Raw genomic sequence first — 25,595 nt, 5'->3', positions numbered from 1 at the left:
TCGGGGCGTGATGAGGCCGGCCCGAGCGCTGCTTTCATCCCCGGGTTGCATGCGATGCGTGACTCCCGCCGGGCGGCGACCGGCCCACTGGCCGACGGTCGGGTGAACCTTCATCGCCTGCCCTCCCGCCTGAGCCGACGGATGTTGAACCACATCACCGGGATCACGAGCAGCAGCAGGAACACCGCGATCGCGCTCGCGATGCCCGGCTGGTCCTCGGAGAAGCCCTTGCGGTACAGCTCCAGTGCCAGGACGTTCGCGTCGTCCTGGGAGGAACCCGGGGCGATGATGAAGACCAGGTCGAAGATCTTCAGGACGTTGATCATCAGGGTGACGGTGACGACCGCGAGGACGGGCGCCAGCAGCGGCACCGTGACGCGGCGGAACACCTGCCACTCGTTGGCGCCGTCGACGCGGGCCGCCTCCAGCAGGTCGCGGGGGATGCCCGCGAGCCCGGCCGCGATCAGCACCATCGCGAACCCGGCCCACATCCAGATGTACGACCCGATGATGGCCGGCGTGACGAGGGACGGGCCGAGCCAGTCCAGGCCGTTGTACGGCTCCTTGAAGTTGTCCGGCGGGAGCCGCAGTTGGGCCCCCTCGGCGGCGGCCGGCAGCGTGAACGTGCCGTCGTCGGCGGCCTTCGTGGAGGCCACCACCTTGCCGTCCTTGACGGCCTCGATCTTCATCCCGGCATAGCCCAGCTCGGCCGCGTCGACCCCGCCGAGGGTGCCGACGCCCTTGCCGCGCGTGAAGTCCTGCCAGGTCGTGCCGGTGATCTGGGCCGGATCGGCCTTCGCCGGGACGGCCGCCTTGGAGCCGTCCGGCATCTGGTCGGGCGCGACGCCCACCAGGGGCAGGCTGACCGGGGTGCCCGCGCTGACGGTGTCCTTGGTGATGAAGCCGCCGCCCGGTGCCGCTTCGAGCGGCGACTCCCGCCCCGGGTGGGCCTTCGGGAACGCCGACGCCTGCGCGAAGGTGTCGTGCACGCCCACCCACACCGCGTTCGCGACGCCCTTGTCCGGGTCCTGGTCGTACACGAGCCGGAAGATGATGCCCGCCGCCAGCATCGAGATCGCCATCGGCATGAAGACGACCAGCTTGAACGCCGTGCCCCAGCGCACGCGTTCGGTCAGCACCGCGAAGATCAGACCGAGCGCGGTGGCGACCGTCGGGGCGAAGACCACCCAGATCACGTTGTTCTTGAGGGCCGTACGGATGCCGTCGTCCGTGAACAGCGCCTCGTAGTTGTCGAATCCGGCCAGGCCGTCGCCGGACTGGTCGTAGAAACTGCGGACGAGCGAGTACCCGATCGGGTAGACCACGAGCGCGCCTAGCAGCACCAGAGCGGGCAGCAGGAAGAGCACCACCACGGACCTGCGCGTGCCGGTCACGCTCTTGCGCGACTTGGGTGCGGCAGGGGGCGCAGTGCCCCCTGCCGCTTCCGTCGACGCCACGGCGTCAGTTTCCGAAGGCCGCGGCCGCGTCGGCTTCCAGCTTCTGCTGCGCGCCCGCGACATCCGACGGGTTCTTCAGGAAGTCCTGGAGAGCCTTCCACTCACCCTTGCCGGGTGTGCCGCCGAAGGCCTGCGGGGCCTGGTCGGACATGTCGAAGCGGAAGTCGTCGCCCGAGTCGATCAGGGCCTTGGCGATCTTCTGCTGCACCTCGTTGGGGTACGCCGAGTTGTCGACGTTCTTGTTCGGCGAGAGGTAACCGCCCAGCTTCGCCTGGATGGTCGCCGCGTCCGGGGAGGCCAGGAACGTGGCCAGGGCCTGCGCGGCCTCGGAGTCCTGCAGGATGACGGCCGCGTCGCCACCGGAGACGACAGGTGCGGTGTCACCCACCTTCGGGAACGGGAACACCTTCGCGTCCGTGCCGACCTCCGCCTTGGCTTGCGTGATGTTGACCTGCGCGAAGTCGCCCTCGTAGACCATGGCGGCCTTCGGCTGGTCCCCACCGGTGAAGACCTGCGTGACGGAGGCCGGGAAGTCCGTCTGCAGCGCACCGTCCGCGCCGCCCGCCACATAGTCCTTCTTGCCCCACACCTGGGCGAGCGTGGTGAGCGCGTCCTTCACGGACGGGTCGGTCCACTTGATCTCGTGCCTGGCCAGCTGGTCGTACTTCTCCGGGCCTGCCTGCGAGAGGTAGACGTTTTCGAACCAGTCGGTGAGGGTCCAGCCCTCCGCGCCGCCCACCGAGAACGGCGTGACGCCGGAGTCGTAGACGGTCTGCGCGGTGGTGAGCAGTTCGTCCCACGTCTTGGGCTCGGTGGCCCCCGCGTTCTCGAAGACCTGGGCGTTGTACCAGATCAGGGACTTGTTGGCGGCCTTGTAGTAGACGCCGTACTGCTTGTTGTCGACCTTGCCGATGTCCTGCCAGCCCTGCGAGTAGTTCTCCTGGAGCTCCTTGATCGCCTCGGCGCCCAGCGGCTTGGCCCACTTCTTGTCGACGGCCTGCTTGATGGCGCCGGGCTGCGGAAGCATCGCGATGTCCGGCGGCTGGCCGCCCGCGACCTTCGAGCCGAGGAAGTTGATGATCGGGTCCTGGGCGGGCACGAAGGTGACCTTGGCGCCGGTGCGCTTCTCGAACTCCGCGAGGACCTTCTTGAAGTTCTCCTGCTCGGCGCCGGTCCACACGGCGGCGACCTCGAGGGATTCGCCGTTCAGCTTGGGAAGGGTGACGGTGTCGGCGGTCTCCTGGCCGGATCCGCCCTGTTCGTTGCCACTGTCGTTGTCGTCGCCTCCGCATGCGGTGAGCGAGAGTGCGAGGGCGCCCGCGCATACGGCCGCCGCGGCCCTGACGGCCTTGCTTGTCCGGTTCCTGCTGCTCGTGCTGGTGCGCATCACTGCCCCGTTCTTCGTGCCTCGTCGAACGTTCGAGCGCTGTCCCGTGCGATCTGGTCTACGCCTTGGGTTTGGGGGCGGCAAGACCGCGTCCGCTGTCAAGTGGGAGATCGTGACCGGCTCGTGACCAGGGGCCCTGCGCTGGGGTGAACGTCCCTGGAGGCTGCTGCCCCCAGACCCCCGCTATCGGCCTGAACGGCCTCGTCCTCAAACGCCGGACGGGCTGGATTGCGCCGACCGGCGTCACAGGAGTGAGGGCACCTCGGTCGCCGCGACCTCCCGCGCCGCCCTCTCCACCGCACTGGCCAGCAACGCCAGGTCCGTAGGTCCGTTCCCCAGCTCGCGGACCGGGCGTCGGGCCGGCGGATCGCCCATGCGGTGCCACTCCAGCGGCACGACGGTGGGCCGCAGCGTCGCCGTCCGCGGGATACGTCCCGTGACCCGCCCGCCCTGGAACGGCACCGCTCTTCCGTCCGCCCAGGTCAGTCGGCCCCGCCCCGGCGCCGGTTCGTCCGGGCCCGCCGTCACCGCGTCCAGCGTCACCCGCAGCGTCGCCAGGCGCGCCGGCTCCGACTCCGCCGTACGGCCACCGATGGCCGCCGCGGCCACCAGATGCACACCGAGCCGCTCGCCCTCGCGGGCCACCGCCTCCAGCGCGCGTATCACCGAGCCCGCCGCCGGCCTGCCCAGCGATCCCAACGCGGGTGAGACCAGCGCGTCCAGGTCGTCCACGACGACCACGAGCCGGGGCAGCGGCGGCACGGCCTCGGCCTGCCGGCGGGCCGCCCCCGGCCGCAGCCGGATCGTGGAACTGGGCGGCGCGTCCAGATCCCCCGTGAGATCACCGGCACCGGCCCCCGCCGCGCGCTGTGCCACCATCCGGCCCGACAGCGCCCGCCCGGTGTGCCACTCGGCGAAGTCGGACCGCCCGAGGAGCTCCGCGCGCCGCTTCAGCTCGGCGCTGAGCGACTGGGCGAACTCCCGCATGCGGACGGGGTCGTTGGCGGTCAGGTGGGTGGTCACATGCGGTATGTCCGTGCACGCCCGCAGCCCCTCGGCGTGCCCGCCGCCCCCGCCGACGCTGTCCCGGCCGTCGATCAGCACGACGCCCAGCCGGTCCGGCCGCTCGGCCGCGGCGAGCGACGCGACGAGGGCCCGCAGCAACTCCGTCCGCCCGCTGCCGGGCGGCCCCTCGATCAGCAGGTGCGGTCCGTCGGCGCCGAGGTCCGCGCCGACCGGCCCGCGCGGCCCGGCCCCGAGCACGGCGCACGCCCGCCCACCCAGGGCCTGAGGGTCGTCGGCCGCGTCGGCCCACCGCGCCATCAGCGACGCCGGGGTGGCCCGGGCCAGCCCCAACTCGTCGAGCAGCCGCGCCACCTGAGGCAACGGCACGGACACGCGCGCGTGCCCCTCCCCGGCGGTCCCTTCCGTCCGCAACGGCGCCAGGGCCCGTGCGAACCGCTCCGCCCAGGCGAGGGAGACGGCGTCCAGCGCGGCGACGGTGCCGTGCCCGATGGGGCCGTGCGGGGTGCCTGCGGAGGGAGTGGCGCCGGGCCCGGCCGGGCCGTCGCCGGCCGTGTCGTGCCTGCCCGGGGCGCCGCCGGCCGTGCCGTGAGCCGCGGCGGTCTCGCCTCCGACGGCGGCCTGTTCGCCCGATCCGCCCCGGGCCACCCGCAGCAGCCGCAGCGCCGTCGCCACGTCCCCGCTGAGCAGCCCGACCGCCCCGCACTCCCGGAACACCGGCGCCACCGTGCACGCCGCCTCGTAGGTCTCCGTCACCGGCGACGCGGGCGACGCCGAGGCCGTCTCGGCGAGGCACACGACGTGGATCCCGGCCCGCGGCCCCTCCAACGCCAGCCGCGCCACCGCCTCGCGCACATCGGCGCCCCCGGGATCGCCGTCCACGACGACCACGGTGTACGGCCCCGGGAACCCGTCCGCCCCGTCGCCGGGCGCGTCGTCCTGTGCCCACGAGGGCCGCCGAGCGGCACGCTGCGCCGGCACGTGTCCGTCGGGCACGGCTGCGGCGATAGCGCCCCGCGGCTGCGCCGTCAGGTCCTCCAGCCGTCGCAGCAACTCCTCGGTGCGGGCCGTCGCCTGTTCGCGGTCGTAGGCCAGCAGCAGGCGGCAGTCCTGGCCGTGTCCGGGGCGGACATGCGGGAGCCAGCCCAGCCATGCCCACTCGGCGGTGCGCTCCTCCAGCGGGCGGGAGCGGTCCGCGCTGAGCAGGACCACCTCCAGGGCGTCGGGCGAGTGCAGCGAGGCGAGTTGGGCGAGCACCGCACGGGCCAGCCCGGCGAGCCGCTCGCGCGGACCGGCCAGACCGAGCGCCCCGACCTGCCGCAGATCGGTGGTCACCGGCACCGCGGGCAGCAGCCCCGAGCCGTCGGGCGCCGCACGGTCGGCCGTGCCGAGCCGCACCGTGAGCGCCTCCGGGTGACCCGGCGAGCGCTCCCACAGCCGGGGCCCGGGCCCCAGCGCGGTCAGCAGCAGGGACGCCGGATCCGGCCAGGCCTCCGGCAGCCGGGACCGGCTCGTCGTCGAGGGGCGGCCGGTCGCCTGGGCCGGCTCGTCGACGTCGTACGGCCCGCGCCGGACCTCGTCCTGCTCGCCGCGCCCGCCGGCCAGCCGTCGCGCCCACGCCGTGAGACCGCCGCGCCTGCGCACGCCCGGCGGGATGTCGGTGCCCCGCAGCGGGGTGCCCTTGCGGGTGCTGCCGCCCGCTGTGCCGTCGGTGAGCCCGGTCCCGGCGGCCGTGGGGGACGCACCAGGGAACATGTCCGGGGCGTCCTCCTCGCCCTGACGCCCGTCGGGCGTGCCCACCCCGAAGCCCGCGCCGTGCGTGTCGCCTCCGCGCGGTCCCGGGAGCGGCGGCTGCGACCTGCCGTGCCCCTCGATCCGCGGTGCCCGGCCCTGGACGGGCACGACGGGCGGCTCGCCGGTGCCGTGTTCCTGAGCGGTCGGCCGCGCTCCCGAGGAGGCGTCCGCGCCGCTTCCGTCCGCCACGCGTGCGTGCGGCACTGCCGCGTCGTCCCGCGCGGGTGCCGCCGGGCCGTCGACCTCGCGGTCGCCTCCGCCGGGGACACGGGTGTGCCCCTCCCCGTCCGGCTCGGTCCGCACCCGTGCCCCCGGGCCGCCGGCCGGAGCCAGCCGCAGGGCCGACTCACCGATCCTCAGCAGCGCGCCCGGTACGAAGCGCACCGGGCGGGTGGTCAGCCGGGTGCCGTCCAGCGTCGTGCCGTTGGTGGAGGCCAGGTCGGCGACCGAGACACGGCCGTCGGCGGCGACCGTGACCGCGCAGTGCAGCCGGGAGACGTCCGGGTCGTCGAGCGGCACGTCGGCCTCGGCGGAGCGGCCGATGCGGATCTCGCCGCCGTGCAGAAGGTGGACCCCGCCCGCGTCGGGGCCCGCCACGACATGGAGCTGGGTCGGGGCGTCGTCCAGCTCGGGGTGGGGCTCGGGCGCCGCAGGGGCGCCGATCGAGAGTACGGCGCCGTCTATCAGAGGGGGCTCGCCGAGTGTGCTGCGCCGGTCGTCGAGGCGCTCCGTGCCCGCGTACAGCACGATCGGGCCGTCGCCTCCGGACACCGCCGAGGCGAGTGCCGAGGCCACCGCGGCCAGGGCCGTGCCCGCTGGTGCCGTGACCAGCACGTCGCAGCTTGCGGCGCGGCCACGCGCCGGGGCAGGCGGGGCCAGCGGGTCTACGACGGTCAGCCGGATCTGCATCGGCGTCAGCGGTCCCTTCTGCGCGGGCGCGGACCAGGGCCCTCCAAGACGGCCCTCCCCACCCCACACGAGCACATCGGCCAGTACTGCACGCATCCTCGCACCTGCCACTGACAACGCGCCCCCCGCCCGAAGACAAGTGATCTTGATTGGTCGGCTCTGCCCGCAAAAGTGCCTGACAGATGACCTACCGACGACCGCTTGAGATCGGTCACGTCCGCTTGCGGCAACCACGAGACAGAGCCGAGCGTCTTTCCTTCGAACATGTACGGGAAGCCGTACGTAAGACGCACAGAAAGAGGACAGGCCGGTGCCCCGGGGCACGGCACTACAGTGGGTCGGAACGTAGGCAAGCAGCAGGGAGCGCGACGTGCGGCCGGTAGGCAGCAAGTACTTCCTCGAGGAGCCGCTGGGTCGCGGCGCCACGGGGACCGTCTGGCGGGCCCGCCAGCGGGAGACCGCGGGCGCCGAGGCCGCGGTGCAGGGGCAGCCCGGCGAGACCGTCGCGATCAAGGTCCTCAAGGAGGAGCTCGCGAGCGACGCGGACATCGTCATGCGGTTCCTGCGGGAGCGGTCCGTCCTGCTCCGGCTGACCCACCCGAACATCGTCCGGGTCCGTGACCTGGTCGTCGAGGGTGAGCTGCTGGCGCTCGTCATGGACCTCATCGACGGCCCCGACCTGCACCGCTACCTGCGCGAGAACGGCCCCTTCACCCCGGTCGCCGCGTCCCTGCTCACCGCGCAGATCGCCGACGCGCTGGCCTGCAGCCACGCCGACGGTGTCGTCCACCGCGACCTCAAGCCCGCCAACGTCCTGCTCCAGCAGAACGGCGGCCAGATGCACCCGATGCTGACCGACTTCGGCATCGCCCGCCTCGCCGACTCCCCGGGCCTGACCCGCACGCACGAGTTCGTCGGCACGCCCGCGTACATCGCGCCCGAGTCCGCCGAGGGCCGCCCGCAGACGTCCGCCGTCGACATCTACGGCGCCGGGATCCTCCTCTACGAGCTGCTCACCGGCCGTCCGCCGTTCGGCGGCGGCTCCGCCCTGGAGGTCCTGCACCAGCACCTGAGCGCCGAGCCGCGCCGCCCGTCCACGGTCCCCGACCCGCTGTGGACGGTCATAGAACGGTGCCTGCGCAAGAACCCCGACGAACGGCCCAGCGCCGAGAACCTCGCCCGCGGCCTGCGCGTCGTCGCCGAGGGCATCGGCGTGCACGCGAACTCCGCGCAGATCGCGGCGGCCGAGGGCGTCGCAGCGCTGCTCGCCCCCGACCCGGCGCCGGCAGCCGTGCCGGGCTCGGCCGACCCCACCCAGGTCATGCAGCACGGCGCTGGGGCGTACGACCCGAACGGCGCGACCAGCGTCCTGCCGCACACCGGCGCCCCCGGCCCGGCGGGCGCCGCGGACCCCACGGCCGTACTGCCGAACACGGGCGGTCCGGGCGGGCGCGGTGCCGCCGACCCGACGGCCGTCATGCCGCCGGTGCCGCCGGGACAGCCCGGTCAGCCCGGCCCCGATGACCCGCACCCCTGGCAGAACCAGCTGCGCGCCGCCCGGGACCGCAACGAGCAGACGCAGGTCCAGTACCTCGACCCCAACCAGGACCCGCTGCGCCGGCGCCCCCAGCGCCAGGTCGCCCGCCCGCAGCAGCAGCCCCAGCAGCAGCGGCCGCCGCAGGGCCGGCAGCAGGGCTACGGCCATCCGCAGCAGCACCAGCCGCAGCAGTACGCCCCGCAGCGTCAGCCGCAGCAGCAGCCCCAGCGGTACGCCCCGCCGCCCACGCCGGAGCCGCAGCGGCCCCAGCGCGAGCCGCGTCAGCCGCGTCAGCGCAGCGCCAACCCGATGCGGATCCCCGGGCTCGGCTGCCTCAAGGGATGCCTCTTCACGATCGTCATCCTGTTCGTCGCGGGCTGGCTGGTCTGGGAGCTGAGCCCCTTGCAGGAGTGGATCGGCACGGGCAAGGGCTACTGGGAGCAGCTCAGCGACTGGTTCAGCACCGTGAGCGGGTGGATCGGAGACCTGGGCGGCTCGGGTGGCGGTTCGGGCGGGGGCTCGGGCACGGGCTGACCCGGGGCCGACGCGGTACGGCGTCGGCTGGTTTGGTTATTTGTCGACACCTGGCGGGTGATTTCCGCCTCGGCGGTGAAGGTTGGCTCCTCGGACGCGTAGTTTTAGCGACACACGCGTCTGTAGGAGCAGCCTTGGCACGGAAGATCGGCAGCCGGTACACCGCCAACCAGATCCTGGGGCGGGGCAGCGCCGGCACGGTGTGGCTGGGCGAGGGGCCCGAGGGGCCCGTCGCCATCAAGCTGCTGCGCGAGGACCTCGCGTCCGACCAGGAACTCGTCGGACGCTTCGTGCAGGAGCGCACGGCCCTGCTCGGCCTGGAGCATCCGAACGTGGTCTCCGTGCGCGACCTCGTGGTCGACGGCAACGACCTCGCGCTGGTCATGGACCTGGTCCGGGGCACGGACCTGCGCACCCGGCTCGACCGCGAGCGGCGACTCGCGCCCGAGGCGGCCGTGGCGATCGTCGCGGACGTCGCCGACGGGCTGGCGGCGGCACATGCGGCCGGGGTCGTGCACCGGGACGTCAAGCCCGAGAACGTCCTGCTGGACATGCAGGGGCCGCTGGGTCCCGGGGGCGCCCATCCCGCCCTGCTGACGGACTTCGGCGTGGCGAAGCTCATCGACTCACCGCGTCGCACCCGCGCCACGAAGATCATCGGGACGCCGGACTACCTGGCGCCGGAGATCGTGGAGGGGCTGCCGCCGCGGGCCGCGGTCGACATCTACGCACTGGCGACCGTCCTGTACGAGCTTCTCGCGGGCTTCACCCCCTTCGGCGGCGGCCACCCGGGCGCGGTGCTCCGCCGTCACGTCACGGAGAGCGTGGCGCCGCTGCCCGGCATCCCCGACGAGCTCTGGCAGCTGCTCGTGCAGTGCCTGGCGAAGGCACCGGCCTCGCGGCTGCGGGCGTCGGAGCTCGGGGCGCGGCTGCGGGAGCTGCTGCCGTTGGTGGCCGGGATGCCGCCGCTGGATGTGGACGAGCCGGACGCGGAGCCTGCGGAGGACGAGGCTCCGGCCGCCGAGGAGGCGGCACCGGCGGGGGAGCGGGTGCGGCGGCGGGGCGCGGTCCCGTTGGTGCCGGGCGCGAAGCCGGCGGACTCCAACCGGGACACGCATACGTCGATGAGGGTGCCGGGGCCCGACGAGCTGGCCGGGGGCGCGCGGGGCACGGCCCGGGTGCCCAGGGCCGCGGGTGCCCCGCGCCCGGGCTCCGCACGCCATCGCGCCGTGACGCGCCGGCGCCGGGTGGCGGTGGGGGCGGCCGCGGTGGCGCTGGTCGCGGCGGCGGGCGTGGGCGCGTGGCTGGCGACCTCGGAGGACGACGCCGGGGCGACACCCCAGGACACGAACAACACGGCTCCGGCGACCCCGTAGTTTCCTCGCCCCCGCCGCCCCTGCCCCACGGCGTTTCGAGTCCGGCTTCGTGGCCGACCGAGTCGGGTGGTGGGTGGACATGGGCCCGAGGGGCCCAGGGGGGGGCGGAGCCCCTGGTGCGTCAGCGGTGACGCCGGGCAGGCCGTCGGGCACGGTCACCCGGCATGGCCCGCTTGGCGGAGCCGTTACGCTGGAGGCGTGGCAGTCGTCGATGTATCCGAAGAGCTCAAGTCCCTCTCCTCGACCATGGAGTCGATCGAGGCCGTTCTGGACCTCGACAAGCTGAGGGCAGACATCGCCGTGCTCGAGGAGCAGGCGGCCGCGCCGTCCCTGTGGGACAACCCGGACGAGGCGCAGAAGATCACCAGCAAGCTCTCCCACCTCCAGGCCGAGGTGCGGAAGGCCGAAGCCCTGCGTGGCCGGATCGACGATCTCGCCGTGCTGTTCGAGATGGCCGAGGAGGAGGACGACCCGGACACCCGCGCCGAGGCCGAGTCCGAGCTCGCCGCCGTCCGCAAGGCGCTGGACGAGATGGAGGTGCGGACGCTCCTCAGCGGCGAGTACGACTCCCGGGAGGCGCTCGTCAACATCCGTGCCGAGGCGGGCGGCGTCGACGCCGCCGACTTCGCCGAGAAGCTGCAGCGGATGTACCTGCGCTGGGCGGAGCAGAAGGGCTACAAGACCGAGATCTACGAGACGTCGTACGCGGAAGAGGCCGGCATCAAGTCGACCACCTTCGCCGTGCAGGTGCCGTACGCCTACGGCACGCTCTCGGTCGAGCAGGGCACCCACCGGCTCGTGCGGATCTCGCCCTTCGACAACCAGGGGCGCCGCCAGACCTCCTTCGCGGGCGTCGAGATCCTTCCCGTGGTCGAGCAGACCGACCACATCGAGATCGACGAGTCCGAGCTGCGGGTGGACGTGTACCGGTCGTCCGGTCCCGGCGGCCAGGGCGTGAACACCACGGACTCCGCGGTGCGCCTCACCCACCTCCCCACCGGCATCGTCGTCTCCTGCCAGAACGAGCGGTCGCAGATCCAGAACAAGGCGACCGCCATGAACGTCCTCCAGGCGAAGCTGCTGGAGCGGCAGCGTCAGGAGGAGCGGGCCAAGATGGACGCCCTCAAGGACGGCGGCAGCTCCTGGGGCAACCAGATGCGGTCGTACGTGCTGCACCCGTACCAGATGGTCAAGGACCTGCGCACCGAGTTCGAAGTCGGCAACCCCGAGGCCGTGTTCAACGGTGAGATCGACGGGTTCCTGGAGGCCGGGATTCGCTGGCGCAAGCAGCAGGAGAAGTAACTTTGTCGACAAGGCAACTGCCGCCATCCCGGCGGTAGTTGCCTTTTCTGTGCCTGCATGTCTGGGTTTTACATCACACTCACAGACTCCAACCCCTGGCATAGCTCCCGTAATTGGACATGGCGCCCGCAAACGGCCTTGACGTGTCTTTGAAAAATGGGAAGGGTAAAGCGTGGCATGCGTATCTCTGGGGCGCATGTGAACCGGGGGGATTCGAGTTAAGCGACGCCCTCCGTCGATCACGGCCCCCGAGCGCCGCCTCACTGACGATTCAGCTACTGGGGGTAGCAACCACATGACGAAGAAGACGCGGATCCGTATCGCGCGCCTCGCGGCCGGTGCCGTGATCGCGGCCGGTGCCTCGCTGACCGCTGCGGGTGCCGCTTCTGCCGCGCCGTCGGACGAGCCGTGCGTCCCCGTTCTCGACTTCCTGTGCGGGAACGACGACCCGACGGACCCGCCCACGGACCCCGAGCCGACGGACCCGGGCATCCCGACGTCCCTCCCGACGGACCCGGGCATCCCGACGGACGAGCCCACGGTCGACCCGACGGAGCCCACTGACGAGCCGACCGAGCCGCAGGAGCCCACCGAGGAGCCGACCGACCCGGGCAACGGGAACGGCAACGGGAACGGCAACGGCAACGGCAACGGCAACGGCAACGGGAACGGCAACAACGGCGGCGGTAACAACACCGACCCCGACGGTGGCACGTCCCCCCAGGAAGAGGGTTCCTCCTCCCTGACGGAGACCAACACCGACAGCACGGGCACCGGCGCCAACACGTCCGCCCAGGGCAACGGTGAGGAGCTCGCCGAGACCGGTGCCGCTGAGACCACGTTCCTGCTGGTCGGCGCCGCCACGATGATCGCCGGTGGTATCGGCTTCCGCATTCTGCCGCGCCTCGTGGGCGGCCGTGGCGGTGCGGCTGCCTGACGGTAGCCGGTCGTCCACGCTGCGTGATTCACGCCGTACGGCCGAGGGGCCCGGAGCGCAAGTCGCTCCGGGCCCCTCGCCATGTCCGCACGTCAGTACATGGTGCGGGCGTCGCCCTATGCCGCCGTCTGGTGCGCCAGCAGTGCCACAGCCGCGATCAGCACCGCCAGCAGGGCGATCAGCGTCATCGGGTTCAGACCCGCAAACAGGTTCCCCTGCTGCAGCCGCTCACGGTTCGCCCGGCACACGGGGCAGCGGCCCTCACTCACGGGCGCGGCACAGTTCGCGCACACCAGCCGGTCGTACGTCATGCGCCACCCTCCTAGCCAGTTCCTCCGGGGGGTTCAACGGGTTCGACCCCGAGAACGTTCCCCCCTCCACAATGCCAGGTTCCTCGGGAAAGGGCGCGGGCGCTCTCGGAGGGCTGGTTGCCAACCCGGCACAAAATGCACAAGCCTCACGCAACCCCTCCCGGTGCCTGCGCCCCTACCCCTGGTTCGCGTATGGTCACGCTCATCTAACCCCGGCGACCCATGGTGCACCCGTGATCCGACTCGACAACGTCTCCAAGGTCTACCCCAAGCAGACCCGCCCCGCACTCAGGGATGTGTCCCTGGAAGTGGAGAGGGGCGAGTTCGTGTTCCTCGTCGGGTCCTCCGGCTCCGGAAAGTCCACCTTCCTGCGGCTGATCCTCCGCGAGGAGCGGTGCACTCACGGGCAGGTGCACGTCCTGGGCAAGGACCTCGCGCGTCTGTCCAACTGGAAGGTGCCGCAGATGCGCCGCCAGCTGGGGACCGTGTTCCAGGACTTCCGGCTGCTGCCGAACAAGACGGTCGCCGAGAACGTGGCCTTCGCACAGGAGGTCATCGGCAAGTCCCGCGGCGAGATCCGCAAGTCCGTGCCGCAGGTGCTCGACCTGGTCGGGCTGGGCGGCAAGGAGGACCGGATGCCCGGTGAGCTCTCCGGTGGTGAGCAGCAGCGGGTGGCGATCGCCCGGGCCTTCGTCAACCGGCCCAAGCTGCTGATCGCCGACGAGCCCACCGGCAACCTCGACCCGCAGACCTCCGTCGGCATCATGAAGCTGCTCGACCGGATCAACCGGACGGGCACCACCGTGGTGATGGCGACGCACGACCAGAACATCGTGGACCAGATGCGCAAGCGCGTCATCGAGCTGGAGAAGGGCCGCCTCGTCCGCGACCAGGCACGCGGCGTCTACGGCTACCAGCACTGACCCGCGACCGTCCACGGAAAGGCCTGAAGAAGACGCCATGCGCGCCCAGTTCGTACTCTCCGAGATCGGTGTCGGTCTCCGCCGCAATCTGACGATGACCTTCGCCGTCATCGTCTCCGTCGCCCTGTCGCTCGCCCTGTTCGGCGGGTCGCTCCTGATGAGCGACCAGGTCAACACCATGAAGGGCTACTGGTACGACAAGGTCAACGTCTCGGTGTTCCTCTGCAACAAGAGCGACGCCGAGTCCGACCCCAACTGCGCCAAGGGCGCGGTGACCGACGACCAGAAGAAGGAGATCCTCGCCGACCTGGACAAGATGACGGTCGTCGAGAAGGTCACCTACGAGTCGCAGGACCTGGCCTACAAGCACTACAAGGAGCAGTTCGGCGACTCCCCGCTGGCCGCCTCGCTCACGCCGGACCAGATGCAGGAGTCGTACCGGATCAAGCTGAAGGACCCGGAGAAGTACCAGGTCATCGCGACCGCCTTCGACGGGCGTGACGGTGTGCAGTCGGTGCAGGACCAGAAGGGCATTCTGGACAACCTCTTCGGGCTGCTCAACGGCATGAACTGGGCCGCGCGGGCCGTGATGGCGCTGATGCTCGTGGTCGCGCTCATGCTGATCGTCAACACCGTGCGGGTGTCCGCGTTCAGCCGGCGGCGTGAGACCGGCATCATGCGGCTGGTCGGCGCCTCCGGCTTCTACATCCAGGCGCCGTTCATCATGGAGGCCGCGGTCGCCGGGCTCATCGGCGGGTCGGTCGCCTGTGCCTTCCTGGTGATGGCGCGCTACTTCATCATCGACCACGGTCTGGCCCTGTCGGAGAAGCTGACGCTGATCAACTTCATCGGCTGGGACGCGGTGTTGACGAAGCTGCCGCTCATCCTCGCGACGAGCCTGCTGATGCCCGCGTTGGCGGCGTTCTTCGCGTTGCGCAAGTATCTGAAGGTGTGACCAACGCCAAGGGGGCCGTCCGGTCAACGGACCGTACGGCCCCTCGCGTTGTCCTAGACTCACCGGCATGTCAGGTCGTGACCTGTTCTGTCAGCCCCGCCGCTTCGGCCGCGGGGCCGCCCTGACATTGGTCTTCGCGAGCGTGCTCGTCGCCGGTGCCGCGACCGGCTCGCTGCCCGGCCCTGACCGGAAAACCCCCGCCGACGCCGCCGGTTCGGCCGCTCCGGCCGGGCGGCACGTCGACGTCGCCGAGGCGGCCGCCGCGGCCATGGCCGCGGGCAAGTCCCCCATGGAGGCCGCCGAGCGCGCGGTCAGCCGCAGCGGGGACCGCTGGGGCGCCGTCTACTCCCAGGGCGAGTACGAGGAGTTCGAGGAGGCCCTCGACGGCGAGTACACCGGCGTCGGGCTGTGGGCGCGCCGAGAGCGTGACGGCCGTATCGAGGTGACCAGGGTGCGGGCGGGGTCGCCCGCCGCCGTCGCCGGGATCCGCTCGGGCGACCTGGTGCGCAGCATCGACGGCAAGAAGGTCGACGGGCGTCCGGTCACCGAGGTCGTGTCCTTACTGCGGGGCGACGCGACCGACGCCGACGCAGGTACGGCGGTGGAGGTGGGGCTGGAGCGCGGCACGCACGCGTGGGACCTCACACTGCGCCGGGCCCGGCTGTCCACCGACTCGGTCACCGTGCGGGAACTCGCCGACGGCGTCACCGTCATCAAAATCGCCTCCTTCACCAAGGGCTCCGGCAATGCGGTTCGCGAGGCCGTACGACACGCCCCGGCCGGCCCCGGCGTCGTCCTCGACCTGCGGGGCAACTCCGGCGGCCTGGTCACCGAGGCCGTCACCGCCGCCTCCGCCTTCCTCGACGGCGGCCTCGTCGCCACCTACGACGTCGACGGCGACCAGCGCGCCCTGCACGCCGAACCCGGCGGCGACACCGCCAGACCCCTGGTCGCGCTCGTCGACGGCGGCACGATGAGCGCGGCCGAACTGCTCACCGGCGCCCTGCAGGACCGCGGCCGCGCGGTCGTCGTGGGCACCCGCACCTTCGGCAAGGGCTCGGTCCAGATGCCGAGCCGTCTCCCCGACGGCTCCGTCGCCGAGCTGACCGTCGGCCACTACCGCACCCCCTCCGGGCGAACCGTCGACGGCCGCGGCATCACCCCCGACCTGGAGGCCGACCAACAGGTCCTGGAGCGGGCCGAGACGGTCCTCAGCGGCCTCGGCGACTCGTAAATCGGCTTTCCCCGCACCCCCTCCGTAGTGCGAAAATGGACGGCACTATGAGCAAGGGAATGTACGTACCCAAGGAGTCCCAGCCCAAGCAGGGCGGCGGGGCGGCCGGCAAGGCGGGCCGAGACGGCGAGAAGGGCGGCAAGCGCAAGATCGTCGCCCAGAACAAGAAGGCCCGGCACGACTACGCGATCATCGACACCTTCGAGGCCGGCCTGGTCCTCATGGGCACCGAGGTCAAGTCGCTGCGTGAGGGTCGGACCTCGCTGGCCGACGGCTTCGTCCAGATCGACCGGGGCGAGGCGTGGCTGCACAACGCCCACATCCCCGAGTATCACCAGGGGAGCTGGACCAACCACTCCGCGCGCCGCAAGCGCAAGCTGCTGCTGCACCGCGAGGAGATCGACAAGCTGGAGGCGAAGTCCCAGGAGACGGGTCACACGATCGTGCCCCTCGCCCTGTACTTCAAGGACGGTCGCGCGAAGGCCGAGATCGCTCTGGCGCGAGGCAAGAAGGAGTACGACAAGCGCCAGACCCTGCGGGAGAAGCAGGACCGGCGGGAGTCGGACCGGGCGATCGCGGCGGCGAAGCGGCGGCAGCGCGCCCAGTAGCGGGCTGCAAGGAATACGCTGGCATGGTCGTGCGTTGGTCACGTACGATGGCACTGCACCTCACAGAGGGTGCGCGCCCCTCTCCGGCTGCCGGAGGTTTCCGGAGGGGATTGAAAAAACAACATGGGGATGATCGGTTTCGACAGCGGCTGTTCAAGCAGGGGAAGCGTGTCGAGGAAGCGGCAATGATCTCGTAAACCATATGTCGCAAAAAATAATCGCCAACACCAAGCGCGATTCCTTCGCCCTCGCTGCCTAAGTAGCGACTTGCGAAGTGTCAGCCCGGGGCTGTTCCCGACCCGGATCCTGGCATCAGCTAGGGAACTAAACCTTGATCCCGGTCACGGGGTGAAGAGGGAAACCAAACAGTGACTGGGCCCGTCGGCGACTTGTTCGCGTGATCGCCGGGGCCGAGAAAATCGCAGCGAACTGCACACGGAGAAGCCCTGATTCTGCACCGTTGGACGCGGGTTCGATTCCCGCCATCTCCACGATCGGAAGGTTTCCGAACCTTCCTAACCCATGTGGGCAAAGGCCCCGCCGCCTCCGGGCAGCGGGGCCTTTGCCATGCCCGGACTCTCATGCCCGGACTCTCGCGCCCGGACTATCGCGCCGGGCCTTGCGGGGCTGGAGTGATCTGTGACACCCCTGTGACCGGAGGTGTGGGTTCCGCCACAGACCGTGGGTGCCGCCCCTGGTGAGGTGGGCGGATGCCTACCGCCTCGCGCACCGTCCCCGCTGCCCTCGCCGGTGTTCTGCTGCTGGCCGCGTGTGGTTCCCGGAGTGCCTCCCAGGGTGCGGACACGACGAGCGCTCGCGGCGCCGGGGCCCCGGTCGGCGCCGCGTCGCTGTGCCCGTCGGACTTCGTGCAGTACGGCAGCCCGCCGCCGTCCGCCGAACCGGCCGTCACCCCCTCCGGTACGCCGACGCCGCTGCCCCTGCCCTCCTCGGTCGACGGTCCGGGCGAGGACGGGGTCAAGGTGACCGGCCTGTACGCCTGGGGGCAGGACAGCGGCTGTGACGCCGACTTCTCCGCCGCGTTCGAGGTCACCAACCGGGGAACGGAGGCGGCCACTTACATGGTGACCATCGGGTTCCTGTCGGCGTCCGGAGGCGCCGTCGACAACGTCGAGCAGACCGTCGCGTCGGTCGAGCCGGGACGGACCGTCAAGGCGGCCGTCGCCATGACGGAGCCCGCCGCTCGGGCACCCGAGGTGACGGGTGCGGAAGTGATCAAGGTGCGCAGCGTTCCCGTCGGCGAGGGGTCGTCCGCCTCGGGGCCGTGCCCGGCGTCCGGGGTGCATGTCTACGCGGACGAGGGGAACGCCGCCATGGGGCTGCGCGTCGTCGGCCTGCATCTCGTGAACTGCGGCACCCGGACCTACGAACTCAACGGCTACCCGCAGCTCGAACTCCTCGACGCGGACCACGACATCGTCGAGGGCGTGCGGATCCTCCAGGGCACCGATCAGATCAGCACCGGCACCGGTGGGACCGGCCGCCCGCACCCCGTGGTGCTGCGGCCGGGTGAGGCCGCCCAGGCGACGTTGGCCTGGCGGAACACCACCGAGGCCGGCGTCGGCGATCCGGTCGACGCGCCGTACGTCCGGGTGCGGGCCAAGCAGGGTGCCGACCCCGTGACGGTGATGCCGGAACTGGACCTCGGGACGACCGGGAAGCTCGGCGCCGGGCCGTGGAAGAAGGACGACACGTACCGGTGACCGGTCCTCTCGCCGCCCTGGCGGGTGCCCTCGCGCTGGGCCTGCTCGTCCATCCCCGCATCGCGCCCGGCGTCAAGGTCCTCGTCCTCACCGCGCCTCCGGTGGCGGCAGTGGCCTGGCTCCTGGACGAGGTGTTCGGGCGGCTCGGCGTCGCCGTCGCCGTCGTCGCCGTGTACGTCGTCGTGCTGGTCGCGCTGTACGGACTCATCGGCCATCCCCGCCTTCCGGCCTGGGCGAGGGCACTGGCGTTCGTCACGATTCCGGTCGCGGCGGCGGCCTGGCTGCTGGTCGTCACGGCGGACGACACGGTCAAGGACCCCGGCGAGGACCCGTGCTCCATGCGCTACGGCGGCGTCGGCGTCTCCAAGGCGTTTCCCCCGCAGGCGTACTGCCTCTACGAGGACGGCGGGACGCACAACCTCGCGGCGGGCGCCCAGTTCGTGTTCTGGGTCTGCTTCGTCAGCAGCCTGCTGCTGCTCGCGGCCGGGCTGTGGGAGGTCGCGCGGGATCCGCGCGGGCTCGTGCGGCAGTTCCGGACGGCACCCCCGCCCGCTCGATGAACCACCATGGGTGAGGCGTCCGTTGTGGTGTCCCACTCCATATCGACGGGTCGTTCATGCTTCTACGGTCCCTCCGCATGACACAGACCAGAGCCGCAAGCCGTCGAATCGCCGTTTGCGCGAGCCTTCTCTTCGCCCTGATCGCCGCCTTCCTCACGCCGGGCCGAGCCGAGGCCGCCTCCCTCCAGGAGGTCACCGGGTTCGGCTCCAACCCCGGTGCGCTGCGCATGTTCCGGTACGTCCCCGACGGGCTGCCCGCCGGACGGCCCGTGGTCGTCGCGCTGCACGGGTGCACACAGAACGCCTCCGGATACGGCACCGGCAGCGGATGGCTCCAGCTCGCCGACCGCTGGGGCTTCTCCGTCGTGCTGCCGCAGCAGCAGAGCGCCAACAACGCCTCGTCCTGCTTCAACTGGTTCCAGAGCGGCGACATCGCGCGCGGCCAGGGCGAGGCCGCGTCCCTCGCCCAGATGGTCGACCGGCAGCTCGCCGACACCGCCGCGGACGCCTCGCGCGTGTATGCCACCGGGCTGTCCGCCGGGGGCGGGATGACCGCGGTGATGATGGCGGCGTACCCGGAGAAGTTCGCGGCGGGCGGGATCGTCGCCGGGCTGCCGTACGGGTGTGCGCAGGCGGCCGGGTCGCCGTATGTGTGCATGTACGTAGGGGCGACGCAGACCCCGAAGCAGTGGGGGGACCGGGTGCGGGCCGCCCGGCCGGGGTACGCCGGGCCCTGGCCGGCCCTCGTCGCCTTCCAGGGCACGGCCGACTACACCGTGAAGCCCGTCAACATGACCGACCTGGTGAGGCAGTGGACCGATGTGCACGGGAGCGATCAGACCGCCGACGTGAGTGACACCGTGGCCGGGTATCCGCATCAGGTCTTCCGGGACGCGGGTGGGCGTGCGGTCGTGGAGACGTACAGCCTCACCGGGATGGGGCACGGGCAGCCCGTCGATCCGGGGAGCGGGAGCGAGCAGTGCGGGAGTGCCGGGGCGTATGTCCTCGACGTGAACCTGTGTGCCGTGTATCGGATGGGGCGGGCCTGGGGACTGGGGTGAGCCGCGGGCGCTCTGTCGCCACGGGCGGTTGTCCGGGATGCTGCTGAAGCATGAGCGGACCCGTGAGAACGTCCGGGAGATGCGTCAACTCCCGTAGCAGACTGTGGACATGGCCCGTCGCCGTGGCGCTCGTCGCCGCCGTCCTGGGGCCCGGGGCGCAGGCCGGTGCGGACTCGGACCGTACCGGCCTGCCGGAGGCCGTCGACACCATCCTGGGCGATGCGCGGATGGAGGGCGGCGTGGCGAGCGTCGTGGTGGCGGACGCCGGTACCGGTGAGCTCCTCTACCGGCATCTGCCCGCCACCCGGCTGATGCCCGCCTCCAACACCAAGCTCGCCACCTCGGCCGCGGCCATGGAGATCCTCGGGCCGCAGTACCGGTTCACCACCGATGTGCTGACCACCGGACGCCGGCACGGCTCCGTGCTGCGGGGCGACCTGTATCTGCGTGGCACCGGGGACCCGACCCTGCTCGCCGGCGACTACGACCGGCTTGCCGCGCGTCTCGCCGCGTCGGGGATCAAGCGGGTGGACGGGCGGCTGATCGCCGACGACACCCGGTTCGACAGCGTCCGGCTGGGGCGGTCCTGGGCCGCCGACGACGAGTCGTCGTACTACTCGGCCCAGATCAGCGCGCTGAGCGTGGCGCCGGACACCGACTACGACGCCGGGACCGTGATCGTCACGGTCGGGCCGGGGGAGGAGGCCGGTGCCGAACCGGTCGTCACCGTCACGCCCGACACCGACTACGTCGACATCGACGTGCGGGCCACGACGGTCGCCGCCGGCGGGGCGAACGATCTCACCGTCGAGCGCGAGCACGGCACGAACACCGTCGTCGTCAGCGGTACGACACCCGTCGGGGGCGCCGGTGCCAAGGAGTGGGTCAGCGTGTGGGGGGCCACCGGGTACGCCGCCGCGGTCTTCCGGGACGCGCTCGCGGACCATGGCGTCAAGGTCATGGGGCCGACCCGCCTGGGGCGCGGAACCCCCGCGGGAGCGACGAAGCTGGCCTCGCACGACTCCATGGCTCTCAAGGACCTGCTCATCCCGTTCATGAAGCTCTCCAACAACATGCACGCCGAGATCCTCACCAAGGCCATGGGTCACGAGGTCTCACGGCAGGGAAGCTGGGGCGCCGGGCTGGACGCGATCGCCGGCTACCTCAAGGGCGTCGGCGTCGACGCCGGGAAGGTCCGGCAGGTCGACGGCTCGGGGCTGTCGCGGATGGACAACTTCGCCGCCGGGCAACTCGTCGAACTGCTCCTCGCCGTGCGGGCGGAGCCCTGGTACGCCGACTGGCACCGGTCGCTGCCGGTGGCCTGCGACCCCGACCGCTTCGTCGGCGGCACGCTGCGGTCACGGATGTGCGGGACACCGGCCGCGCTCAACGCCCGTGCCAAGACGGGGTCGTTGACGGGTGCGTCGGCTCTTTCCGGGTACGTCACCGACTCCGGCGGTCGGGAACTCGTCTACGGCATCGTCCTCAACAACTATCTGGCCTCGTCCGTGAAGCCGTTGGAGGACGCCATCGTGGTGACACTGGCCCGGTCTACCGCCGAGACCGCGGGTTCCGCGTCGATCCGCGGGGGCGGGGCGAACACGGAGCTCGAGTGTGCTTGGCGCAAGCCCGATCTGTGCTGAGGCCGAATGGCCCGCCCCGGACCCGTACGGGGGATTCCGGATCCGGGGCGGTGCTGAGGGGACCGCGGCGGCGCGTCACTCCGCGGCGTCGGGCGTCATCGTCACTTGAAGGCGTGGACGTTGCGCCGGGCCCAGCCCGCGAAGGAGCCGGCCGGGCGGCCGAGGATCTTCTCCGTGTCGGGGCTGACCCGCTGCTCGGCGGGGAGGGGCTCGCCGAGGATGTCGAGCGTGCCGTCGATCACCGGCTCGGGCATGAACTGCGCCATGTGCTCGCGCGCCTGCTCACGGGTCAGCTCCACGAAGCCGACCTGCTCACCGATCGCCTCGGCCAGCGCCGTCGCCTGCTCGCGCGGGGTGACGGCGGCCGGGCCGGTCAGCTCGTACGTCCGGCCGTCGTGGCCCTCCTCGCGCAGGACCACGGCGGCGACCTCGGAGATGTCCGCCGGGTCCACGACCGGCAGCGCCACGTCGGCGAACGGGGCGATCACCGCGCGCTGCGTGCGGACGCTCTCGATCCAGGCGTAGGCGTTGGAGGCGAAACCGCCGGGACGCAGGATCGTCCAGTCCAGGCCCGAGGAGCGCACGGCCTCCTCGAACTCCCGCAGCCGGCCGTGCGAAAGGGCGTCCGGGCGGGTGCCGTTGATCTGCGAGGAGAGCAGCACCACGCGCCGCACGCCGACCTCCTTGGCCGCCGTCAGCACGTCGGCGGCGGGCGCGCCGCCGCCGAGCAGCTCACCGGCGAGCAGGATGAACAGGGCCTCGGCGCCCTCCAGGGCCGGGCCCAGGGTGGCGGGATCGGCGAGGTCGGCGCGGATATGCCGCGCTCCCTCCGGAAGGTCGTAGGAGAGGGGATTGCGGGACACGGCCGTCACCTTCTCGCCGGCGGCGGCGAGGGTCTCGACGAGCGGGCGGCCGACGTTTCCGGAGGCTCCGGTGATAGCGAACATGAGAACTCCCAAAGGTGTGTAAAGAGGGTGGAGTTGGGGCGGATCCACGCGATGTCTGCGACGTTAGCATCCTCCGTATAGTAGGTACCTAGAGGAAAGCGACTATGGCGTCGCCGCGTCCTGGAGCGACCCGTAGCGCGCCATCAGGTCGCGGCCGAGGCGGGCCAGGTGTTCGCGTGCCTGGGGCGGGCCCACCACCTCGACCCGGGCCCCCAGACCCGCCAGCTGCGCGGCCAGCACCTCCACCGACGGCCCGGCGGCCTCGATCTCCCGTCTGCCGTCGTCCAGTAACCGGCCGATGCTGAGCCGCCCGCCGAGCAGGCGCTGGAGCACGGGCAGGGCGTCCTGATCGGCCCGCGCCGACACGGTCGCGGCGAGGAGGCGGTCCTCCAGCTGGGTGACCAACGTCCGCCAGGCGGCAGTCAGATCGAAGTCGGCGGGACGGCGGACCGGCTCGTCGGTCGGCTCCGCCGAGGTCACCCGGCCCAGCCGGAAGGAACGCAGCCCCTCTGACGTGCCGGCCACCATGTACCAGTGGCCCGCCTTGAGGACCAGCCCGAGCGGGTCCACCGTGCGCTCGTGCGGTACGGCGCCGGGCCGGGCGTAGCCGAGGCGCACCCGTACGCCGTCCAGCACCGCGCGCTCCAGGGCCGTGTGGTGCGGGCCGCTCGCCATCACGGCGGTGCGCGACCAGTCCTGGTCGTCGACGATGCGCGCCCGGGACGCCGCCTCGGCGTGCGGCCGCAGCGGCTCCGGCACCGCCCGCAGCAACTTCCTGAGCGCCGAACGCAGTTCGGGGGAGGCCGCCGAGGAGCCCGCGGCCAGGAACAGCGCCTGCACCTCCGGCGAGGTGAGCCCGGTCAGGTCCGTGCGCGCTCCGCCGACCAGCCGCCATCCGCCGCCCCGGCCGCGCTGCGCGTACACGGGGACGCCGGAGGCGATCAGGGCCTCCAGGTCGCGCCGCGCGGTGCGTTCGGAGACCTCCAGCTCGGCGGCGAGTTCCGCGGCGGTCACCAGGCCGCGCGCCTGGAGGAAGAGCAAGGCCGCCACCAGTCGGTCAGCTCGCATCAGTGATCAGCCTTTCCTGGAAAGTGGCCGGAGGGTGGCCTGTTTGGCCGGAAGACTCGATGCCATGACGAACTCCATGAACGACCCCCGCAACGGACTGCTGAAGGCCGTCGACCTGGCCGGTGACGTGCTCGCCTCGGTGCAGCCCGAGGACTACGACCGCACCACTCCGTGTCCGGACTACTCGGTGCGCCAACTGTCCAATCACCTTGTCTCCGTGCTCCGCCGGGTTGCCGTGATCGGCGCCGGCGGACAGTTCTTCAGCGTTCCGCACTTCGCCGAGGACGTCGCCGACGGCGCCTGGGCCGAGGCCTGGGCCGCCGGGACGAAGGAGCTGCGGTCCGTCTGGACGGACCCGGCGGTTCTGGGCCGGGAGATCGGGCTGCCCTGGGGGCCCGTCCCCGGCGCCGCCGCCGCGGTCATCTACACCAACGAGTTCGTGCTGCACACCTGGGACCTGGCCAGGGCGACCGGCCAGACCCCCGTCTGGGAGGACGACGTCCTGGCCGCACCGCTCGCCGCCATGCAGCGCGCCGTGCCCCGCGAACCGCGCGGCGGCCAGGTGCCCTTCGGCCCCGTCGTGGACGTCCCGGAGGACGCCCCCGCCATCGACCGCCTGGTCGGCTGGTACGGCCGTAAGCCCTGAGCCGGTACCGCACTTCCCCCGCGAGCCGCCGGACCCCGTTGTCCGGCGGCCTTTCGCGGTGTCGGGCCGTGGCGGTCAGGCGCTGCCTATGGACTGCGGGAAGCGGAAGAACCGGTACGGGTCGTACTTGGACTTGATCCGGGTCAGCCGGGAGTAGTTCTCCGCGTAGTACGACGCCTTCCAGTCCGTCAGCGACGGGTCCATCCAGTTCTGGTAGGTCTCGCCGTTCGACAGCGGGTCGACCGTCGCGAAGCCGTTGTCGACCCAGGTGTTCGCCACTGCCTTGGCCTCGTCGGTCACCTGGGCCGGGTCGTTGATCAGGACCCGGTAGTTGACCGAGAAGAGCGAGTCACGGTGCACATAGGCGGTGGCGGTGCGCGCGACCTCGTTCGCGGCGCCCCCGAAGAAGTGGAAGTCCAGGTAACGCGCCTGCCCCGCCCTGCGGTTCGCGTCGAAGGCCGTCATCACGTCCGCCCAGCCGCTCGCCGGGTACGGGTCGCTGCCCATCCGGGTGCGCTCCAGGCCGTACGCCGGGCGGGACAGCGTGCCCTGCGGGGTCTTCTCGGAGCGCTGGCACTGGGCCTCGGTGAGGGTGGCGCAGCCGAAGATCATCATCATGAGCTGCTGGTACGTCATGACGCCGTCCTGCCGCTGCACGGGAGCGCCGGTCAGGGCGAGCAACCGGGCCGCCTCACCGGCGAGTTCGGTCGGGGTGCCGCGGGAGGCGAGGAAGACGTTGGCCTGCGGCACCGAGCCGGGCGCCGCGTCGGGCTGTACGACGTAGGCGCCGCCGCCGATGGTGTGCGGGGCGTCCACCAGCCACCGGGCCACACCGTCGAGGACGTCGGCCATCCGGTCGTAGGGGAAGATCAGGTTGCTGATGGCCATCTGGTCGCCGCTGTGCGGGGTGACCGTGAACCGGGTGACGATGCCGAAGTTGCCGCCACCGCCGCCGCGGATCGCCCAGAACAGGTCCGGGTACTGCTTCGCCGAGGTGGTCACCACACGGCCGTCGGCGAGCACCACCTGGGCGGCGGTCACCGCGTCGCTGGCCATGCCCGTCGGCCGGGTCAGGAAGCCGAAGCCGCCGCCCTGCAGGAAGCCGCCGGCGCACACGGTCGGGCAGCCGCCCTCGCTGACCACCAGGTGGTGCGGGGCCAGCGCGTTGAGGATGTTGACGTTCTGCGCGCCCGGGCCGATCTCCACCGACGAGGGGCTCTTCACCGTCACGGCGTTGAGCCTCGATACGTCGATGATCATGCCCGGCGTCGTGGACCAGCCGCCGTAGTTGTGGCCGCCGCTGCGGACCGCCGTACGGACGCCGTTGTCCTGGGCGAAGCGCACGCAGACCGAGACGTCCGCCGCGCTCGCGCAGTAGGCCACCGCCTGCGGGTTGACGGCGTCGAACTGGCCGAGCTCCAGTTGGCGGGCGACGGAGTAGTAGGGGTCGGTGGGCAGCACGAGCCGGCCCGAGAGCCTGGCCGCGAGTTGGTTCCACGGTGTCCCCGAGCCCTCGGCGGCGACGGGGATGGCGGGCACGAGGGCGATGCCGGCTGCGGCCGAGCCGGCGCCGAGCAGGGTTCTACGACTGATCACACGGTGTCCCAGTGTCGATGCGGGTGTGGTGGACGGAGGTTCGGTGCGGGGCCAGGGGCTGGGGCC

Annotated in this window: 20 protein-coding genes and 1 other RNA gene; 14 read left to right on the top strand and 7 right to left on the bottom strand. The window is 71.8% G+C overall.

What is annotated here, in order from left to right; all coding sequences use genetic code 11:
• Positions 1-110 precede the first annotated feature (110 nt).
• The 3 genes from ACZ7M7_RS07730 to ACZ7M7_RS07720 all read right to left on the bottom strand — a co-directional run bounded on the left by ACZ7M7_RS07730 (position 111) and on the right by ACZ7M7_RS07720 (position 6,570).
• A complete protein-coding gene (locus ACZ7M7_RS07730) occupies positions 111-1,394 on the bottom strand; it encodes a carbohydrate ABC transporter permease (protein WP_472113998.1) in 1,284 nt (427 codons plus the stop codon).
• A 67-nt stretch (positions 1,395-1,461) separates the two neighbouring features.
• A complete protein-coding gene (locus ACZ7M7_RS07725) occupies positions 1,462-2,844 on the bottom strand; it encodes an ABC transporter substrate-binding protein (RefSeq protein WP_472113759.1) in 1,383 nt (460 codons plus the stop codon).
• 243 nt (positions 2,845-3,087) lie between these two features.
• Positions 3,088-6,570, bottom strand: coding sequence for an FtsK/SpoIIIE domain-containing protein (locus tag ACZ7M7_RS07720; RefSeq protein ID WP_472113995.1), 3,483 nt, complete (start codon positions 6,568-6,570; stop codon positions 3,088-3,090).
• A gap of 370 nt (positions 6,571-6,940) precedes the next feature.
• Between ACZ7M7_RS07720 and ACZ7M7_RS07715 the strand changes: the two genes are divergently transcribed.
• From ACZ7M7_RS07715 to ACZ7M7_RS07700, 4 genes are all read left to right on the top strand, one after another.
• The gene (locus ACZ7M7_RS07715; RefSeq protein ID WP_472113756.1) at positions 6,941-8,641 is read left to right on the top strand and encodes a serine/threonine-protein kinase; all 1,701 of its coding nucleotides are present in this window, start codon (positions 6,941-6,943) and stop codon (positions 8,639-8,641) included.
• Between the two features lie 134 nt (positions 8,642-8,775).
• A complete protein-coding gene (locus tag ACZ7M7_RS07710) occupies positions 8,776-10,017 on the top strand; it encodes a serine/threonine-protein kinase (protein ID WP_369271422.1) in 1,242 nt (413 codons plus the stop codon).
• A 198-nt stretch (positions 10,018-10,215) separates the two neighbouring features.
• Positions 10,216-11,319 carry a peptide chain release factor 2 gene (prfB, locus tag ACZ7M7_RS07705; RefSeq protein WP_472113753.1) on the top strand — a complete coding sequence of 368 codons (1,104 nt, stop codon included), beginning with the start codon at positions 10,216-10,218 and terminating at the stop codon, positions 11,317-11,319.
• Positions 11,320-11,614: 295 nt separating this feature from the next.
• On the top strand, positions 11,615-12,256 hold the full coding sequence (locus ACZ7M7_RS07700) for an LPXTG cell wall anchor domain-containing protein (protein WP_472113750.1): 642 nt from the start codon (positions 11,615-11,617) through the stop codon (positions 12,254-12,256).
• Between the two features lie 116 nt (positions 12,257-12,372).
• Here ACZ7M7_RS07700 and ACZ7M7_RS07695 read toward each other — a convergent pair whose 3' ends face one another.
• Complete coding sequence (locus tag ACZ7M7_RS07695; protein WP_383616872.1) at positions 12,373-12,567, bottom strand: hypothetical protein; 195 nt, start codon at positions 12,565-12,567, stop codon at positions 12,373-12,375.
• Between the two features lie 233 nt (positions 12,568-12,800).
• Between ACZ7M7_RS07695 and ftsE the strand changes: the two genes are divergently transcribed.
• From ftsE to dacB, 9 genes are all read left to right on the top strand, one after another.
• Complete coding sequence (gene ftsE, locus ACZ7M7_RS07690; RefSeq protein WP_383616869.1) at positions 12,801-13,490, top strand: cell division ATP-binding protein FtsE; 690 nt, start codon at positions 12,801-12,803, stop codon at positions 13,488-13,490.
• Positions 13,491-13,527: 37 nt separating this feature from the next.
• Positions 13,528-14,445 (top strand): permease-like cell division protein FtsX, encoded by a 918-nt coding sequence (gene ftsX / locus ACZ7M7_RS07685; RefSeq protein ID WP_383616866.1) that lies wholly within the window; start codon positions 13,528-13,530, stop codon positions 14,443-14,445.
• 67 nt (positions 14,446-14,512) lie between these two features.
• Positions 14,513-15,679 carry a S41 family peptidase gene (locus ACZ7M7_RS07680; RefSeq protein WP_472113746.1) on the top strand — a complete coding sequence of 389 codons (1,167 nt, stop codon included), beginning with the start codon at positions 14,513-14,515 and terminating at the stop codon, positions 15,677-15,679.
• Positions 15,680-15,738: 59 nt separating this feature from the next.
• Positions 15,739-16,287 carry an SsrA-binding protein SmpB gene (gene smpB / locus ACZ7M7_RS07675; protein WP_427844972.1) on the top strand — a complete coding sequence of 183 codons (549 nt, stop codon included), beginning with the start codon at positions 15,739-15,741 and terminating at the stop codon, positions 16,285-16,287.
• A gap of 125 nt (positions 16,288-16,412) precedes the next feature.
• Positions 16,413-16,781: a transfer-messenger RNA gene (ssrA, locus tag ACZ7M7_RS07670) on the top strand.
• Between the two features lie 216 nt (positions 16,782-16,997).
• On the top strand, positions 16,998-18,008 hold the full coding sequence (locus tag ACZ7M7_RS07665; RefSeq protein ID WP_472113742.1) for a DUF4232 domain-containing protein: 1,011 nt from the start codon (positions 16,998-17,000) through the stop codon (positions 18,006-18,008).
• The gene (locus ACZ7M7_RS07660; RefSeq protein WP_472113738.1) at positions 18,005-18,568 is read left to right on the top strand and encodes a hypothetical protein; all 564 of its coding nucleotides are present in this window, start codon (positions 18,005-18,007) and stop codon (positions 18,566-18,568) included. The genes ACZ7M7_RS07665 and ACZ7M7_RS07660 overlap by 4 nt, the downstream gene beginning before the upstream one ends.
• A 77-nt stretch (positions 18,569-18,645) precedes the next feature.
• A complete protein-coding gene (locus ACZ7M7_RS07655; RefSeq protein WP_472113735.1) occupies positions 18,646-19,629 on the top strand; it encodes an extracellular catalytic domain type 1 short-chain-length polyhydroxyalkanoate depolymerase in 984 nt (327 codons plus the stop codon).
• 50 nt (positions 19,630-19,679) lie between these two features.
• Positions 19,680-21,272 carry a D-alanyl-D-alanine carboxypeptidase/D-alanyl-D-alanine endopeptidase gene (gene dacB / locus ACZ7M7_RS07650; RefSeq protein WP_472113732.1) on the top strand — a complete coding sequence of 531 codons (1,593 nt, stop codon included), beginning with the start codon at positions 19,680-19,682 and terminating at the stop codon, positions 21,270-21,272.
• A gap of 101 nt (positions 21,273-21,373) precedes the next feature.
• Here dacB and ACZ7M7_RS07645 read toward each other — a convergent pair whose 3' ends face one another.
• Both ACZ7M7_RS07645 and ACZ7M7_RS07640 read right to left on the bottom strand, forming a co-directional pair.
• Positions 21,374-22,219 (bottom strand): NAD(P)H-binding protein, encoded by an 846-nt coding sequence (locus ACZ7M7_RS07645; RefSeq protein WP_472113730.1) that lies wholly within the window; start codon positions 22,217-22,219, stop codon positions 21,374-21,376.
• A gap of 102 nt (positions 22,220-22,321) precedes the next feature.
• Complete coding sequence (locus ACZ7M7_RS07640) at positions 22,322-23,287, bottom strand: helix-turn-helix transcriptional regulator (RefSeq protein ID WP_383632884.1); 966 nt, start codon at positions 23,285-23,287, stop codon at positions 22,322-22,324.
• A 64-nt stretch (positions 23,288-23,351) separates the two neighbouring features.
• Here ACZ7M7_RS07640 and ACZ7M7_RS07635 point away from each other — a divergent pair, with 64 nt between their 5' ends.
• The gene (locus ACZ7M7_RS07635) at positions 23,352-23,933 is read left to right on the top strand and encodes a TIGR03086 family metal-binding protein (protein WP_472113727.1); all 582 of its coding nucleotides are present in this window, start codon (positions 23,352-23,354) and stop codon (positions 23,931-23,933) included.
• A 75-nt stretch (positions 23,934-24,008) separates the two neighbouring features.
• On the opposite strand, the gene ACZ7M7_RS07630 is transcribed toward ACZ7M7_RS07635, so the two are convergent.
• Positions 24,009-25,529 carry an FAD-binding oxidoreductase gene (locus ACZ7M7_RS07630; RefSeq protein ID WP_472113724.1) on the bottom strand — a complete coding sequence of 507 codons (1,521 nt, stop codon included), beginning with the start codon at positions 25,527-25,529 and terminating at the stop codon, positions 24,009-24,011.
• Positions 25,530-25,595 lie beyond the last annotated feature (66 nt).

It is taken from the genome of Streptomyces sp. NPDC111606, assembly GCF_055656945.1.
Note: the sequence above shows the minus strand (reverse complement) of the source record. Positions and strands in the feature narration are given on the sequence as shown.

Excerpts from the sequence above, each read along its gene's own strand:
- ACZ7M7_RS07680 (WP_472113746.1), top strand. The coding sequence starts at position 14,513 with ATGTCAGGTCGTGACCTGTTCTGTCAGCCCCGCCGCTTCGGCCGCGGG.
- ftsX (WP_383616866.1), top strand. The coding sequence starts at position 13,528 with ATGCGCGCCCAGTTCGTACTCTCCGAGATCGGTGTCGGTCTCCGCCGC.
- ACZ7M7_RS07725 (WP_472113759.1), bottom strand. The coding sequence starts at position 2,844 with ATGCGCACCAGCACGAGCAGCAGGAACCGGACAAGCAAGGCCGTCAGG.
- ACZ7M7_RS07700 (WP_472113750.1), top strand. The coding sequence starts at position 11,615 with ATGACGAAGAAGACGCGGATCCGTATCGCGCGCCTCGCGGCCGGTGCC.
- ACZ7M7_RS07645 (WP_472113730.1), bottom strand. The coding sequence starts at position 22,219 with ATGTTCGCTATCACCGGAGCCTCCGGAAACGTCGGCCGCCCGCTCGTC.
- ACZ7M7_RS07640 (WP_383632884.1), bottom strand. The coding sequence starts at position 23,287 with ATGCGAGCTGACCGACTGGTGGCGGCCTTGCTCTTCCTCCAGGCGCGC.
- ACZ7M7_RS07655 (WP_472113735.1), top strand. The coding sequence starts at position 18,646 with ATGACACAGACCAGAGCCGCAAGCCGTCGAATCGCCGTTTGCGCGAGC.
- ACZ7M7_RS07720 (WP_472113995.1), bottom strand. The coding sequence starts at position 6,570 with ATGCAGATCCGGCTGACCGTCGTAGACCCGCTGGCCCCGCCTGCCCCG.
- smpB (WP_427844972.1), top strand. The coding sequence starts at position 15,739 with ATGTACGTACCCAAGGAGTCCCAGCCCAAGCAGGGCGGCGGGGCGGCC.
- ACZ7M7_RS07665 (WP_472113742.1), top strand. The coding sequence starts at position 16,998 with ATGCCTACCGCCTCGCGCACCGTCCCCGCTGCCCTCGCCGGTGTTCTG.
- ACZ7M7_RS07635 (WP_472113727.1), top strand. The coding sequence starts at position 23,352 with ATGACGAACTCCATGAACGACCCCCGCAACGGACTGCTGAAGGCCGTC.
- dacB (WP_472113732.1), top strand. The coding sequence starts at position 19,680 with ATGAGCGGACCCGTGAGAACGTCCGGGAGATGCGTCAACTCCCGTAGC.
- ACZ7M7_RS07695 (WP_383616872.1), bottom strand. The coding sequence starts at position 12,567 with ATGACGTACGACCGGCTGGTGTGCGCGAACTGTGCCGCGCCCGTGAGT.